General features: G+C 67.9%; 11 protein-coding genes. 7 read left to right on the forward strand and 4 right to left on the reverse strand.

Annotation, left to right across the window (positions count from 1 at the left end):
* Nucleotides 1–64 precede the first annotated feature (64 nt).
* The 4 genes from dnaQ to ACQ754_RS00365 are packed head-to-tail and all read left to right on the forward strand — an operon-like array spanning nucleotide 65 to nucleotide 3,323.
* Entirely contained in the window at nucleotides 65–808 is a 744-nt protein-coding gene (dnaQ, locus tag ACQ754_RS00350) for a DNA polymerase III subunit epsilon (RefSeq protein WP_440994993.1), read from the forward strand.
* Entirely contained in the window at nucleotides 805–1,536 is a 732-nt protein-coding gene (locus ACQ754_RS00355; RefSeq protein ID WP_440994994.1) for an HAD family hydrolase, read from the forward strand. The genes dnaQ and ACQ754_RS00355 overlap by 4 nt, the downstream gene beginning before the upstream one ends.
* The gene (locus ACQ754_RS00360; protein ID WP_440994995.1) at nucleotides 1,533–2,528 is read left to right on the forward strand and encodes a YbgA family protein; all 996 of its coding nucleotides are present in this window, start codon (nucleotides 1,533–1,535) and stop codon (nucleotides 2,526–2,528) included. The genes ACQ754_RS00355 and ACQ754_RS00360 overlap by 4 nt, the downstream gene beginning before the upstream one ends.
* 9 nt (nucleotides 2,529–2,537) lie before the next feature.
* A complete protein-coding gene (locus ACQ754_RS00365) occupies nucleotides 2,538–3,323 on the forward strand; it encodes a competence/damage-inducible protein A (protein WP_440994996.1) in 786 nt (261 codons plus the stop codon).
* Between the two features lie 751 nt (nucleotides 3,324–4,074).
* Here the strand turns inward: ACQ754_RS00365 and ACQ754_RS00370 are convergent.
* From ACQ754_RS00370 to ACQ754_RS00380, 3 genes are all read right to left on the reverse strand, one after another.
* On the reverse strand, nucleotides 4,075–4,569 hold the full coding sequence (locus ACQ754_RS00370) for an REP-associated tyrosine transposase (RefSeq protein WP_440994997.1): 495 nt from the start codon (nucleotides 4,567–4,569) through the stop codon (nucleotides 4,075–4,077).
* A gap of 719 nt (nucleotides 4,570–5,288) precedes the next feature.
* A complete protein-coding gene (locus ACQ754_RS00375) occupies nucleotides 5,289–6,308 on the reverse strand; it encodes a hypothetical protein (protein ID WP_440994998.1) in 1,020 nt (339 codons plus the stop codon).
* A gap of 78 nt (nucleotides 6,309–6,386) precedes the next feature.
* Nucleotides 6,387–7,019 carry a glutathione S-transferase family protein gene (locus ACQ754_RS00380; RefSeq protein WP_440994999.1) on the reverse strand — a complete coding sequence of 211 codons (633 nt, stop codon included), beginning with the start codon at nucleotides 7,017–7,019 and terminating at the stop codon, nucleotides 6,387–6,389.
* A gap of 148 nt (nucleotides 7,020–7,167) precedes the next feature.
* On the opposite strand from ACQ754_RS00380, the gene ACQ754_RS00385 reads away from it, so the two are divergent.
* From ACQ754_RS00385 to ACQ754_RS00395, 3 genes are read left to right on the forward strand one after another with little or no spacing between them, the layout of a single operon-like run.
* Complete coding sequence (locus ACQ754_RS00385) at nucleotides 7,168–11,796, forward strand: carboxypeptidase regulatory-like domain-containing protein (RefSeq protein WP_440995000.1); 4,629 nt, start codon at nucleotides 7,168–7,170, stop codon at nucleotides 11,794–11,796.
* Between the two features lie 32 nt (nucleotides 11,797–11,828).
* A complete protein-coding gene (locus ACQ754_RS00390) occupies nucleotides 11,829–14,411 on the forward strand; it encodes a transglutaminase domain-containing protein (protein WP_440995001.1) in 2,583 nt (860 codons plus the stop codon).
* Complete coding sequence (locus tag ACQ754_RS00395; protein ID WP_440995002.1) at nucleotides 14,336–14,785, forward strand: hypothetical protein; 450 nt, start codon at nucleotides 14,336–14,338, stop codon at nucleotides 14,783–14,785. Before ACQ754_RS00390 ends, ACQ754_RS00395 begins: the two co-directional genes overlap by 76 nt.
* Before the next feature lie 363 nt (nucleotides 14,786–15,148).
* Here the strand turns inward: ACQ754_RS00395 and ACQ754_RS00400 are convergent, their stop codons facing one another.
* On the reverse strand, nucleotides 15,149–15,943 hold the full coding sequence (locus ACQ754_RS00400) for a DUF3750 domain-containing protein (protein WP_440995003.1): 795 nt from the start codon (nucleotides 15,941–15,943) through the stop codon (nucleotides 15,149–15,151).
* Nucleotides 15,944–15,964: the final 21 nt, after the last annotated feature.

The following is a 15,964-nucleotide window of genomic DNA, read 5'->3' on the forward strand; positions in this document are numbered from 1 at the left end:
CAGCGAAATCCGCCGCAGAGGCGGGTCACGACCCGTGCCTAACCCAACGGAACCAGGGGAGCGAATGCGCCAGATCGTATTGGATACCGAGACCACCGGCCTGGAGACCGCCGACGGCCACCGCATCATCGAGGTCGGCTGCTACGAGCTCAACTACCGCCGGCCCACCGGCCGCACCTTCCATTACTACCTCAACCCGGACCGGGAGGTGGACGTTGGTGCCCAGGAGGTCCACGGCATCACCAATGGATTCCTGGCGGACAAGCCCCGCTTCGGCGAAATCGCCCAGGCCTTCATCGATTTCATCCGCGATGCCGAGCTCGTCATCCACAACGCCCCTTTCGACGTGGGCTTCCTGGACTATGAGCTCTCGCTGCTGGGCGAGGCCTGGGGGCGGGTCAATGACTACGCCACGGTGCTCGATACGCTGACCATGGCCCGGGAGATGCACCCGGGCCAGCGCAACTCCCTGGATGCCCTGTGCAAGCGCTACGAGGTGGACAACAGCGGCCGCGAGTTCCACGGCGCGTTGCTCGACGCGCAGATCCTCGCCGACGTCTACCTGGCGATGACCGGCGGCCAGGCGGCCCTGTCGCTGGCCACCCACGGCGGTGGCGGGGAGGACGGCGCCGACCCCGAGGCGATACGCCGGCTGCCAGCGGACCGTCCACGGCTCGCCGTCGTCACCGCGAGCGAGTCCGAGCGGGCCGCCCACGAGGCCTGGCTGGAACGCCTCGACGAGGCCGCCGGGGGGCCGTGCCTGTGGCGACAACTGGAGATGGAGCCAGTGGCGGAGAGTGGCGAATGAGCACCCGTCTGCGCGCGCCCGTCGAGGCCATTACCTTCGACCTGGACTATACCCTCTGGGAGCTCGAGGGGGTCATCGAGCACGCCGAGCGGCGCGCCTACGCCTTCCTGGACCGGCATTTCCCGGCCGTCACCGCCGCGCTCTCGCTGGAGGAGGTCCTTGCCCTGCGCGGCCGGACCGCCGACGACCGCCCGGAGTTGCTGCACAATGTCACCGCCCTGCGGCACGAAGTCTTCCGCCGTGCCGGTCGCGCCGGCGGCTACGACGGCAAGGCCTTGGAGGAGCTGGTGGAGCGCACCTTTGCCGAGTTCCTGGACGCCCGCCATGAGGTGGTCCTCTTCGACGACACCATCCCGGTGCTGGACTGGCTGCGGGGGCAGGGCCTGCGGGTAGGGGCCATCACCAATGGCAACGCCGAGGTCCACCGCCTGGGCCTGGATGGCTACTTCGACTTCGCGCTCTCCGCTATGGAGGTGGGTGCCGCCAAGCCCTCCCACCTGGTCTTCGAGGCGGCCCGCGGCCGTGCCGGTGTGCCCATGGGGCATATCGTGCACGTGGGCGACGAACCCTCCACGGACGTCATCGGCGCCGCCACCGCCGGCATGCAGCCGGTCTGGTTCAACCGCCACGGGGCGTCGTGGCCCGCCGACGAGGTGCCGCGCACGCCCTGTGTCGAGCTCTCTTCACTGACTGAGTTGCGCGATCAGCTCGCGGAGGTGCTGGGATGAGCGCCACCGTTACCGACACCAGCGTCGCCCCGCCACCGGCGGACGAGGACACACCGATCCGGGTCGGCGTCAGCGCCTGCCTGCTCGGCCAGGAGGTCCGCTTCGATTCCGGCCACAAGCGGGATCGCTTCGTCAGCGACGTCCTCAGCCAGTACTTCGAGATGATCCCGGTCTGCCCGGAGGTGGCCATCGGGCTGGGGACACCGCGCCCGCCCATCCGCCTGGTCGGGGAGCCGGCGCATCCGCGGGCGGTGGGTACCCGCGATGCCGCCAACGATGTCACCGATGCACTGGCCGAGTACGGTCGCACCATGGCCCGCGAGCTCGCCGGCATCAGCGGCTACATCCTCAAGAGCAAGTCGCCGAGCTGCGGCATGGAGCGGGTCAAGGTCTACAACGACGCCGGCAATCCCGTGGGCAGCGGCACCGGCATCTACGCCGCCGAGATCATGGCCGACAATCCCATGCTGCCGGTGGAGGAGGAGGGGCGGCTCAACGACCCGGTGCTGCGGGAGAACTTTATCGAGCGCATCTACGCCTACCACCGCTGGCAGCGAATGATGGCGGAGGGCGTCAGCGCCGAGGCCCTGGTGGACTTCCATACCCGCCACAAGCTCATCCTCATGGCCCACGGCCCGGAGCGGATGCGTGCCCTCGGTCGGCTGGTAGCCCGCGCCGGCAGCGAACCGGTGGAGGAGTTGGCGGAGGAGTACGGCCAGGCCTTTATGCAGGCGCTGCGCTACCGTGCCACCCGGCGGCGGCACACCAACGTCATGCAGCACATCATGGGGTATCTCAAGACGGTGCTGGATACCGGCGACAAGGCGGAGCTCGTGGCGCTCATCGAGGACTACCGCCAGGGGCGGGTGCCGCTGATCGTGCCGGTGACGTTGCTGCGCCACCACTTCCGCCGCCACCCCGAGCCCTACATCGACCGCCAGCTCTACCTCACCTGGCAGCCGGCGGGGCTGTCGCTATGGAATCACATCTGAGGGACCGACATGACGGAACGCCGCTTCGGACTCATCGTCATCGGCGACGAGCTGCTCTCCGGCAAGCGCCAGGACAAGCACTTCCCCAAGCTCGTCACCCTGCTCCACGCCCGCGGCCTGGAGCTGTCCTGGGTGCACTTCATCGGTGATGACCCGGCGCTCATCCAGCGCACCCTCGGTGAGACCTTCGCCAGCGGCGACATCGTCATCAGCTGCGGCGGCATCGGCGCCACCCCCGACGATCGCACCCGCGAATGCGCCGCCGCGGCGCTCGGTGTGCCCCTGGCGCGCCATCCCGACGGCGTCGCCGAGCTGGAGGCCCGCTTCGGCCGGCCGATCAAGCCCGATCAGCGCCTGCGCCTAGTGGACTTCCCCCAGGGCTCGACCATCATCCCCAACCCGGTGAACCGCGTCCCCGGCTTCGCCATCCGCGAGCACTACTTCGTCCCCGGCTTCCCGAATATGGCCTGGCCGATGATGGAGTGGGTGCTGGATGTTCGCTACCCGCAGCTCCACGCCCCCGGCAGCCGGGTGGAGCAAGCCATCAGCGTGGACGGGGCGAAGGAGAGCGACGTCATCCCGCTGATGGAGCGCTTCGTCGAAGGGCATCCCGAGCTGCGCTTGTCCTGCCTGCCGAGCACCGAGCCCCACGGTTTCCGCCTGGAGCTCGGCCTGCGCGGCCCGGCCGACGCCGTCGCTGCCGGGATGGAGGAGATCCGCGCCGAGGTCGAGCGCCTCGGTTTCGCCTGGACCCCCGTCACCCCACCGCCCGAAGAGGACGGCTCCCCGGTGTAGGTCGGCACCCGCCGAAGGCGGATGCCGACGTCCCGCTGTGCGGCCGCTGTGCCGAGCCGGCATTGGGCGCGGTATCGGCCCGGATGTCGGGTGCCGCCTGCGGCGGAACCCGACCTACGCGCCTGTCGCCGCCGGGATGGAGGAGATCCGCGCCGAGGTCGAGCGCCTCGGTTTCGCCTGGACCCCCGTCACCCCACCGCCCGAAGAGGACGGCTCCCCGGTGTAGGTCGGCACCCGCCGAAGGCGGATGCCGACGTCCCGCTGTGCCGCCGCGGGGCCGCGCCGGCATTGGGCGCGTTATCGGCCCGGATGTCGGGTGCCGCCTACGGCGGAACCCGACCTACCCGCCTGTCGCCGCCGGCATGGAGGAGATCCGCGCCGAGGTCGAGCGCCTCGGTTTCGCCTGGACCCCCGTCACCCCACCGCCCGAAGAGGACGGCTCCCCGGTGTAGGTCGGCACCCGCCGAAGGCGGATGCCGACGTCCCGCTGTGCGGCCGCGGGGCCGCGCCGGCATTGGGCGCGGTATCGGCCCGGATGTCGGGTGCCGCCTGCGGCGGAACCCGACCTACGCGCCTGTCGCCGCCGGCATGGAGGAGATCCGCGCCGAGGTCGAGCGCCTCGGTTTCGCCTGGACCCCGGTCACCCCGCCGCCCGACGACGACGGCCCCCCGGTGTAGGTCGGCACCCGCCGAAGGCGGATGCCGACACCTTCCCCTGCCGAAGACGACGTCTTTCACGTGTTCGTCCGTGTCACTCTTGGCCCACGTCGGCCGGAAGATCGGGTTCCGTCTGGCCCCAGTCTGGCGGGTAAAGGCCGTCCCGCACATAGCCGTGAAAGCTCGACCACGGCCACCACTTGGGTGCTGGCGCAAGATCGTGCTTCACCGGGTTGTAGTGAATGTAGTCGACGTGGTCTCGCAGATCCTTCTCGTTCCGGATCAAATGCTCCCAGAACCGGCCCTGCCAGATACGTGCCCCATGGCCACGCCGCGTCACGTGCCGTTTGATGAGGCGCCACCGGAGGGAGAAATCCGCGTCGCCGGCAGGCAGGGTCCAGATGCAGTGAAGATGATCCGGCAGCAGCACGATCGCGTTGAGTCGAAAGGGATGCCTACCTTGCACGCGGCGCATCGCATCACCCAGGTTTCGACGGATGGCGGCGTCCGCCAAGCGTGGGTGCCGCTCGTGGGTGACCACCGTGAAGAAATAACAGCCGCCCGGCGTCCGGGCCCGTCGGTAGCGCATAGTCGATCCTCCATGATCCGCAACAGCCGTTCCGTCGGCTCACCGTGCCCAGCGCGGTCATGATCGCCCGTCAGCCCGGACAATGGAAGGAGCGGCGCGGCGGCAGCGTGGGTGACCTCCGGCACCGGGGGAATGCGTTTGGGGTATAACGTCGGGTGCCGCCTACGGCGGAATCCGACCTACGTGCTGGACCCCGGCCACCTCGCCGCCCGACGAGGAGGTCCCCCGGTGTAGGTCGGCACCCGCCGAAGGCGGATGCCGACGTCCCGCTGTGCCGCCGCGGGGCCGCGCCGGCATTGGGCGCGGTATCGGCCCGGATGTCGGGTGCCGCCTACGGCGGAACCCGACCTACCCGCCTGTCGCCGCCGGGATGGAGGAGATCCGCGCCGAGGTCGAGCACCTCGGTTTCGCCTGGTTCCCCGTCACGCCGCCGCCCGACGAGGACGGCCCCCCGGTGTAGGTCGGCACCCGCCGAAGGCGGATGCCGACGTCCCACCGTGCCGCTGCGGGGGCGCGCCGGCATTGGGCGCGGTATCGGCCCGGATGTCGGGTGCCGCCTACGGCGGAACCCGACCTACCCGCCTGTCGCCGCCGGGATGGAGGAGATCCGCGCCGAGGTCGAGCACCTCGGTTTCGCCTGGTTCCCCGTCACGCCACCGCCCGACGAGGACGGCCCCCCGGTGTAGGTCGGCACCCGCCGAAGGCGGATGCCGACAGTCCTAACCCGCCGAGGGCTCGGTGGCCGGGCCCGTGGCAGGGTCGGTGCCCTCCAGGCGGAGGTAGGCCTCCAGCTCGTCGCGGATCTCGTCGGTGATGCGCTCGGGGTGGGTGATGCGCATGTAGAAGATGGTGAAGTAGATCACCTTCACCGAGGTCACCAGCCGCTCGAAGACCGCACTCACCACCTTGCTCACCCAGAACGCGATGAGCGCGGGCAGCCAGCTGAAGTGCAGCGGCCCTTCCGAGAGCCAGGTGGTGGCCTCCGGGCCCAAGGCCTCGCGGAGGGAGCCGGCGTGGAAGGCCGGCACGGCGTCGCCCACCCAAAGGCCGAGGACCACCGCCGTGGCCGCGGCGATTAGATATAGCGGTGCCATCAGCGTGCCCACCGCCCGGGCCGCCAGATCGATGCCGAACACGCCCATCAGCGTCTCCGGCACCTGCTCACGCAGGCCCTTCATCCGCTCGATGCCGTCGCGCAGGCGCAGCCCGTCCACCGCCACCGCCGGCAGCAGGTAGTGGTTGACCAGGTCCCACACCTCGGTGAGCCCGGCTAGCAGGGCGCTCACCAGCGAGCCCATCAGCCCCTGTTTCTCCCCGCTCTGGCGCCGTCCCTGCCACGCGACGTAGGCGAAGATCATGTCCAGCAGCGCTAACCGCCGGTAGCTGCCCTTGAGCTCGCCGACGCGCTCGCCGGCCGCCTCCGGCGTAGTGGGCCGCCCCTGCACACTCTCGGCGACCAGCCAGCTCTGGCGGATCTCCAGGCGGTTGTAGAAAAAGTACTTGTAGAAAAACAACGCCACGGCCAGCAGCAGGAGCAGGGTGCCCAGCCCGCCGCGGTCCACGGCAATGGCGGTGATCGCGGCGAAGAACACGCACACCAGCACGGCCGCATAGACCGCCATGAACACCCACGGACGGACGATGCCCGGGTTGCGGCCAACGATGGTGAAGGTGTGCTTGAGCAGGTAGGCGAGTTGCTGGAGGCGCTCGCCGATGCCCGGTCTCCGGAGGTTTTGCATGTCGTGGTCCCGCCGCTGGTCTTGGGTCAGGTCACAGTGCCGGAGCCGACCTTACAGGAACCTTAAACGGCGCCGAACCTAGGCCATAGCACTCGGCCTGGCGCTCACCGCCTGGTACCAGCGCCGGGCGTTGGGGAGCGTCTCGTCGGGCTCGATGTGGAGCGCGCGGGCGGCGAAGTCCAATGTCACCAGCGCGGTGATATCCGCCACCGAGAATGTGGCGCCGGCGACGAACTCCTGGCCCTCGAGGCGTGCGTCCAGATCGGAGAGGAAGTTCCGGTAGCGCTGCGTACCACGCTCCACCAGTGCCTCGATCTGCGGCACGGGGTGAGGGCCGGGGAGGGCGCGGTCCTTGAAACCCGGCAGCTTGTTGCGGAAGGCCTCCATCACCGCCAGATAGCCATCCAGCTCCACCCACCGGTCGGCGGCACGGATCAGCGCCTGGCCGCGCGCGTCCGTGCCCATCAGCGCGGGCTTCGGGTGAAGGGCCTCGAAATAGGTGCAGATGGCCTCGCTGTCGGCGATGCAGGTGCCGTCGTCGAGCTCCAGCACCGGCACCGTGCCGTAAGGATTCTTGCACCGGAACGCCTCGGAGAAATGCTCGCCGCTGCGGAGATCCACCTCTTGCATGGGTACCTCCAGGCCCTTTTCGGCGAGGAACATCCGCACCCGGCGCGGGCTCGGCGCGGTCTGGCAGGTATAGAGCAGCATCAAATCCTCCCCTTGTTGTTGGCGGACGGCTCCCATGGAACCCCAAAGCGCCGGGGAAGGGAAGCCGGTGGGATTGAAACCGCCCGGCGCAGCCGCTACTCTCCCGGCGATGTCGTTCCAGGGAGGGAACGGCGAAGGAAGGTATGCCATGGATGGAACCCAACCCCGCGGGAACCGGCGGATCCTCGTCCGCCTGTGTGTCGTCCTTTCGCTGATGGCGGCCTGCCTCGCCTCTGCCGATGCCGCCGAAACGGTGGAATGGCTGCAGGGCCGGCTCGGGTCGGACGGGCGGATCCACGCCCCCGGTGACATGGCGACTCCCTTTCAGTCCACCGCCGAGGCGGTGCGTGCCCTGGCAGCGGAGACGCCGGACTGGCCCGGGCTGGATGACGCGGGTGCCTACCTCGATGGCGATCCCCACGCCACTACCACGCGCCTGGCCCGCCGTGTGCTCGCGCGCCGCGCCGTCGGCACCGATGCCGGGGCGGTGATCACGCGCCTGCTGGAACAGCAGAACCGTGACGGCGGATTCGGTGAGCGCAGGGGCTTCCACTCCACGGCGCTCGACACGGCGCTGGCCCTGGAGGCATTGGCGGTGAAGGGGGGTGGCAATGGTGAGGCGATTGCGGGCGCCGTTTCCTTCCTGGCGGCCGCGCAGGGTGAAGGCGGCGGATGGCCGTTCGCGGAGGGGCAACCCGCCTCCGTCTATGTGACCGCCCGTGTTGTTGCTGCCCTGTGGCCAGCGCGCCGACAGCTCGACGTTGCGGGCCTGATCGGCCGCGCCCGCGATTTCCTGTTGGGTGAGCGCGACCCTGGCGGCGGCTGGGGCAATACCTTGGATACCGCCATGGTGCTCGCGGCCCTGGCGCCTACGACGCCCGACCGGGATCCGCTCGAGGCCGATGGGCAACGCCTCGAAGACGCGCGCTTGGCCAATGGCAGCTGGGACGACGACGTCTTCCTAACCGCGCTCGCCTTGCGGGCGCTGGCTGCCGCTGCCGCCCCCTATGCGGACTTCGGGGTCATCGACGGCCGGGTGATTGATGGCGAGACCGGGGCGTCACTGCAGGGGGTGGCGGTCCGGCTCGACGGGGGCGCTGGCCACGCGGGTGCCACGAACGGGCAGGGTCGGTTCCGACTGGCGGACATTCCTCCCGGTTCCTACGAGTTGTCGCTGGCGCGCGAGGGATATCGGGAGGTCAGCACGGCGATCGCTGTGCGTGCCGGCAGCCGCATCGACATGGGCACCCTGCGTCTGCTCCGCGCGGCCGGCGACATGGACACCACCACCGTTACCGGTCGCGTCACCCGCGCCGATAACGGCGACCCCATCCGCGGGGTGATGGTGGGCGTGGTCGGGACGAGCCATCGTTCCGAGACCGACGCGGATGGCCGCTATCAAATCGACAGCCTGCCGCCGGGCGAGGTGACGCTCAGCGCTGAAAGGGCCGGGTTTCGTGGCGCGGAGGCTAGCGCCAAGCTGGTCGCCGGCCAGGTTTCCGTGTTCTCCCCCGCCCTGCGGCAGGCGGCGTCGCGCGGCGTCACCATTCGCGGTCGCGCCGTGCGGCAGGACGACGGCACCCCCGTGGAGGAGGTGCTCGTGACGGTGGCGCGGGACGGGACGACCCTGGCCGAGCGTCGTACCGATGCCACCGGTGCCTACCGCATTGAGGGCTTGTCGCCCGGGGCGTTCTCCCTCACTGCGGAGCACGGCGATTATTGGCCGGTGAGCGCCGCAGCTACTGGCGGGGAACAGGCGGTGCTGCAATTCTCGCCGGAGCTCCGCTCGATTACGGAGGAGCCCCCGCCGGTGAAGCGGACGGGCGGTGTCCGTCTCGTGGTCCGAGATGCCGTCAGTGGCCAGACCCTCGAAGGGGCGGAGGTCACGGTCTCTGCCGTTGACGGGGCCCATTCCGGGCGCACCAACGCGGAGGGCGAGCTGCTGCTGGACGGCCTTCCCGCCGGAGCCGCCACGTTGGTCGTCTCCGCCTCCGGCTTCCGCGAACGTACCGCCAGCATGGAGATCCCCGCGGGCGCGGTCCTAGTGCTCGGGGAGGTCGCCCTGCGTCCTGTTGGCCAGGGGGATAAGGCCGATGTCTCCGGTCGCGTGATCGACGCGGCTCACGGAGAGCCCCTGAGGGGCGTACGGGTAGAGGCCGTCTTTGGCGGGGAGACGGAATCCATGGAGACCCCCGCCGATGGCCGCTTTGCCTTGTCCGGGCTCGACGGCGGCGCGGGCCGTCTGCGGTTGTCGCATCCCGGCCATGAGCCGGTGGAGCTCGGCCTCATCCTTATCCCGGGACGGGAAAACGACACGGGTGACCTGCGTATGCGTCCGGCAGCGGTCACCGAGCTCCGTCCGGACTTGGTGGTGGAGTCCTTGGACGCCTCCGCGCTGCGGCACGACCCGCAGACGCTTGCTGTGGACGGCACCATAGAGGTCGGGGTCGGCAATGCCGGTAGCGCATCGGCCGACGCGCCGGTGGAGGTGCTCGTCTACCGCGATACCGATGCCGACGGCGCCTTTGACCCGGACACCGATAAGCTGCTCGGGGCAGACCTCCTCGCGGTCGGACCCGACACTGGCGAGGTCGCCACCCTTCGGGTGCCGGTGGACGGGCAGCTGCCCTTTCGGGACGCGCCCGTGCGCGTCTGGGTCGATAGCGGCGAGGCCCATGTTGAGCTTGATGAGGCTAACAACCACGCCTCGAGTGCCGGTAGCTGTGGTGCCGACGAGGACGGTGTGGTGGTGGACCTGGCCATGTGCATGGACGGCTCAGGGAGTGTGAGCGGCTCCGACTTCCAGCTGCAACTGGAGGGTACCGCCGCGGCAGTCGAGAATCCCGACGTATTTCCCCACGACGGTTCAGTGCGATTGACCGCTCTGCAGTTCTCCAGCGGGACTCGCCTGGAAATCGCGCCGACACCGATCACGCGGGAGAGTGCTCCAGAGGTGGCGGAGCGTATCCGGGATATCCGCAAGCGTGGCGGTGGCACCAGCATCCATAGCTGTATTAAAAACGCCACCGCGACGCTTCAAGAGGCCACACCGGCCAGCGCCATCCAGGTGATCGACGTCTCCACCGACGGCCGATCCAGCCAGGGGGCCGCTGAGCGTGCCGCGGCAGACGCCCGTGACGCCGGCATCGATACCCTTAACGCCATCGGCGTGGGCAGCGGCATCGACGAAGGCCTGCTCGAGGCCATCGTTTTCCCGAAACCGCCCGGTGGGCGGCGCGGCTTCGTCGAGTTGATCGACGAGTACGCCGGCTACGAGGAGGCAATATTCGCCAAGGTGGACCGAGAGGTGCGGGTAATCGATCTGACCGTTGGGGGCCTTGCCGTGGCGGACGGTGGTGCCGACGATTCGGTTTCCGTGTCCATGGTGATCGGCAATGCGGGCAGCGGTGACTCTCCAAGTGATGTCGCTGTGCGTCTTCACGCCTTCAACGTCGACGGTGACAGGGTCTGGGAGGATGACCTGACGGTCGGTGCTCTTCCGGCCGGGGCCTTTCAGCGCGTCGTTCATGCCGCTGACCTCCCGCCTGGCGCCCATAGCGTGACCGCCGTCATCGATCCAGCCGAAGAGGTCACGGAGTGCAACCGCGGCAACAATAAGGTCGAGTCGACGGTCGGCACACACCTGGGCGCCCTGAGTCTCGAAACCGACGCGGATACCTACCGCCCGGCCAGTGAGGTGGGGATTACCGTGACCTTGCGTAACGAGGGGGCCCTGCAAGGCCGCTTCCGGCCGGTGCTGCGGGTGGCGGATGGCGCGGGTACGACGGTGACGGAGCTCGCTGACCCCGGCGCCTACCACTTGGCCCCGGCAGAGAGCACGGAGTTGTCCCTGTCCTGGCCCGCTGGCGACCGTTTGGCCGGCGCGTACCGGGTCTCCGGTGTCCTGCTGGATCGCGACGGAGAAACGGTGGATCAGGCCGTGGCGCCGTTCCGGATCGTCCATGGCGACCTCGCGCAGCCCCTCGCTACCCTCGACCTCGGCAGCGACCGCCCCGTGTACCACGTCTCTGACGAGGTGCTGTTGGAAAGCCTCGTCAACAATGACACCGGTAATACCATGATCCGCGACGCCGAGCTGCGGATCACCGTCACCGGGCCCGGGGATAGGATCGTCTTTACCACGAAGGGGAGGGTGTCCGCCCTGGGGCCGTCGGCGCAACGCCGGTTGTTTGACGAGTTGGTCCTCGAGGGGGCAGAGGAGGGTGTCTACCGGGCGCAAGGTGAGCTCATCAGTGACTCCGACACGCTGCTCGCCGGCGCCGTCACTGAGTTCGAGGTCGCGGCGGAGCCGGACCGCGCCATTGTCGGCAAGGTGGACGTCATCCCCGGCGACGCCCCCGGCGAACCATCGGCCTGCCGGTTCACAGTCCGCAACCATGGGCCCACCGACTTCCCCGCCCTTGCAGTCCGCTATCTCCAGGCGGACGCGGAGCAGGCGCGGTCCAGACGGCTCGCCACGGCGACGCTTGAGCTTTTGGCCGGGGAGGCCCACGAGGAAACCCATCCCGCGACCGCATGGAGCGGAAACGCGGAAGGGCACCACTGCGTGCTCCGGGCCCGTGTTGGAAGCCGCTGGCGAACGCTCGATTACGCCCGATTGCCGGTGCGGAAGGCCCCGGTGGCGGTGGATGTCGCGAACGGCCCCGCGCTGGCGGCGCTGGTGGCCGCGTTGGCATTGATGGCCTTGTTTAGCGGACGGGGAGGTCGCCTCGGCAACGGGGCAGGTAGTGGTGGGGGGAGCGGCCGAAGCCGCTAGCGTGCAGGAATCAACCCCAGGGAAGGGATGCCATGAACAGCCTGTTTGCCATGGATTCGGGCACCGCGCCCCGCTGGATGCGGGCGGTGGCCTTCGTCGTTGCAGTGGCCTTTGCCAGCCTTGTCCTACAGCCCACAGCCGTAGCCGCCAGGGATGTCCTTTCCGGCATGGACGACACCGTCCGGTCCCTCCCGGCCGGGGTGGATCTGCCCGCGGTCCTGGAGCGGACCCGAAAGCTGCTGGAATCGGTGCGCGCCGGCCTCGATAGCGGTGTTTCCACGGAAACCGCGGAGGCGGCGCTCGCTGATCTGCGGGGCCGGCTGCATCGCCTGGACCGCCGGGAGATGGAGTCCTTTCGCGCCCTGGGAAGGCGGTTGGAGGAGCGGGGTTACTCGCCCGATCTCCTCGCGCGGCACGAGGATACGGTTCGCTCGTACCGCGCTGAAATGGATGCCCTGCTAGGGACTCTGGAGGCCCTCGAGAAGGCGCGTACGGTGGCGGACAAGCGACGGGTCCTCCGCGATATGGAGTTCGAGGCGCGGCAGGGGCTGACAACGCACCAACGCCGTAAACCCAACACGCCCGAACCGCCGCTGCCCCACCACAGCCGACAGCCGGCCCCGGACAACTTGCCGCGTATCGACAAAGAACAGTTCGAGGCGCAGTCGGGAAAGTCCGCTGGCGGCAGGGCGCTCTCACTCAATGACATGGCGATCACGGACGCACATGGCGGTGGCGGGGAAGGCGATTTCCTCGGGGAAACCATAGAGGTGGCCCTTACCGATGCGGTCCGTGAGCGGGCCGCGGCCCTGGGTCATGACCCGGTGGCGATCTACCACTGGGTGCGCAACCGGGTCCAATGGATCCCTTCGTGGGGTGCGCTCCAGACCGCCGCCGACACGCTGTCGAGCCGGCGCGGCAATGCCATGGACATCGCCGGCCTGACGATCTCGTTGCTACGTGCCTCCGGCATACCCGCCCGATATGTCCACGGCACGATCGATGTGCCGGCGGATCGGTTCCGGAACTGGGCCGGTGGATTCTCCGACATCCATGCGGCTATGGACTACGCAGCCTCCGGGGGCATCCCGGTCACGGGGCTCGCTAGTGGTGGCGAGGTCACCCATGTGCGCATGGAGCACGTCTGGGTGGAAGCCAAGCTCGACTACCTCCCCTCCCGGGGCGCGGTGAACCGTGAGCCCGATAGCTGGGTGGCCGTGGGGCCGAGCTTCAAGCAGTACGACTATCGCGATGGCCTCGACGTCCTATCCATCGCAGGGCTCGACGCGGAGGCCCTGGGCGGGGCCTTCGCCGACAGTGGCGAGATCGATGAACAAGAAGGCTGGGCGCGCGATCTCGAGCCCGCCATCGTCGAGGATGCCCGCGACCAAGCCGAAGAAGCACTTCGCGAGTATGTCGAGAACCGGATGAACGATCCCGCCGTCGGCGATATCGTCGGCGGTCGACGGGTCATCGTCGAGGAGTTCCCGGCGGTACCGTCCTCACTGCCCAATCGCATCGTCACCCGCGGCGCGGTCTACGCCGAGCTCCCGGACGAGCTACGCCCCCGGCTTACCCTCGGCATCGGCACGGACGTCACCAATCGTCCCCTGCACAGTGAGCGCTTCCCGTGGGCGGCCCTGAACAACCGGCGGGTGACCCTGTCATTCCGGCCAGCCTCCGACGATGACCGCAGGGCCCTCGAGGAGATGGTCTCTCAAGGCGATCCCGGCGATTCCCCTTCACTTCCGGAATCCATACCCGCCTACCTGATCCGCGTCATCCCGGAAATCCGGGTCGAGGGCGAAGTGGTTGTCGAGGGTGCAGCCATGCAGCTCGGGGAGGAAGTGGACTTTGCCTTCGGCGTGAACGACCCCGTCATGGGGAGTCGCCATTACAGCTCCCCGGTAGTGGCGGGATCGTACCTCGCCATCGCTGTCGCCGGCGGCGGCGTCCCCCGCGCGGCCTTAGAGGACGTGCGTACACGCCTGGAAGAAACCCGTGACGTCCTCGAGGGGGGAGATGACGCACTGCGCGCCGGCCTGACCCGGGACGACCTACTGGGTGATATGTTCCACGCCGGTACCATAGGCTACTTCGCCCAGTACGAAGGCCTCTCCCACATCGCTGCGCAGGTGCAGGACGCCCACTTTCAGCTCTCCACGTCGGTGGGTACCTTCGGCTATGTGCCCAAGGTGCAGTACCTATTCGGGATCCCCCGCCTCATGGAGCCTGGCGGCGTGGAGATGGACCTGGACCGGGTCTCGAGCGTGACCACCCTCGAAGGTGCAGAAGACGGGGCCCGCGCAGACTTCGTTTTCCAGCTGGGCGCGATCTCTTCCGCCCTGGAGACGCGGTCCCCGAGCAGCTTTTCACCCAGGACCCGGAGCAGCCGCTTGACGGAGTCTCCGCGGTCAAGGCCCTGCAAAAGGCGGGAGTGCAGGGCCAGCGCATCTACCACATCACCGAGGAAAACCGCGACACTGCACTGCCCAACATCCACCACAACCCTGAAACGATGGCGGAGATCCGCTCCGCGTTGGCCACCGGCAAGGAGGTCATCACCCACACCGACGCAGTCTCAGTGCCTGGCTGGAGCGGTGCCGGGTACGTAATATTCGATCCCAAGACAGGCGCCGGCGCTTGGAAGATCGGGGGTGGTGTCAATGGCGGGTCCCTTGATCTTTGGGAACACGGGAAAACGCTATTCTGGGCATTGCTTGGGGAATATGGAGGCAAGTTAGGAGACTTGCTCAATAATGCGAAGAGCTTTCTTGATCATACGGTCACCGTGTATGAATTGGTGAAGAATTGCCCTACAGTACATACTATTATGGCCATCATTTCCATAACCATGATGCAAATTAAGTTCGCGGTCATTGGCGTTGCATTCGCAAAACTGGGGCCTGTTGTTTTGTTGTCGTATGCGTTGATAGTTGCCTCAATAATGGCAAAAGTTACGGAACAGTGGGCAAAGAAATGCGTATAGTTTATGGAATTTTGAGGGTGTTGCTAACTTCGGTTCATCTGTTTCAGGGACTCGTGTCTAGTACGGCGGACCTTAAGGTAGCTACGGGAATAGCGGTGATACTAATTGCCGCCCAGATTTATCCGCCTGCGGTTTTTGCGAGAACGTTTCGTGTAAATCCCGCGATTTTCGGTTTGCTAGGCTCGCTTGTATGGATTGTCGTGGCAATCCTCGAAATGCCGGCAGATTTTGAAAGTCCTTTCACGAATCGGGTGGGCTAATATGTTCCCCAAGAGTATGGTTTCTGGTGGGAATCGGGATGGGAAGGACACGCCTGCCTAGCGGGTTGCGTGGAATTCTTGTTGTCGTTGCGGAGGAACCGAGCTATGGCCTTCGTTCGGCGAGTGCCGGGCGAGGTGGTAACTCGCCGAATCCCCAGCGCCCGATTCCCGGGAGCGTGATCCCGGGGGGCCAGGGCCGGAACCCGAATGCCAAGCCGAGGAGGTTTATCTCGACGCCCTCGCTGCGGGCGAGGGTCACGCCCAGCAGGCCCCCCAACGATACCTGCCAGCCGGTGCCACTGGGTGTCGGGGCGACGAGGCGGGTGCCCAGGTAGTCCTTGCCGATGGCGGTGGGCGGGAGGGTTATCTGCAGCGCCGGTACTTCCCGGGCCACCCAGGCGGTGAAGGTGTTGCTGTTGGGGCCGGGCCACAGCCGGTATTCGTCGGCATGGGGATAGCGTTCCACCGCGCTGTGGACTTCGGCGACCAGCGTCTCGGCAGCGGTACCCCGGTGGTCGGCCAGCAGTTGTGGCGGGCTGTTGAACCAGGTGCGGTCGGGGGCGCCCGGGCCGGAGGAGACGGCGCTCCGGCCACGACGGTGGTGCCAGCCCAGTACCTGGTGGACGGTATAGCTCGAGGCGCCCTTCTCCTTGGTGGCGATCCAGGTATGCACGGCGAAGATACCGCGCCAGTCGAAGGCCCGGGCGGCGTACACCTGCACCACAGCCGCCGGGTGATCAGCGGGTTCCGGTGCAAGGCCGGTGGGGGACCGGTCGGCCTCGTACCACTGGCCTCCCAGGGAGACCTCGCCGCCGATGACCACTATGGCGGGGCCGACGAGCAGTACGGCGAGCAGGAGTAGGAGGCGTCGTAACCAGCGCTTTGGGGGTGATGACATGAGGCGGGGATTCCGTGTCGC

Origin of the sequence: Arhodomonas sp. SL1, from assembly GCF_052060015.1 — a bacterium.
Classification (GTDB): Bacteria; Pseudomonadota; Gammaproteobacteria; order Nitrococcales; family Nitrococcaceae; genus Arhodomonas.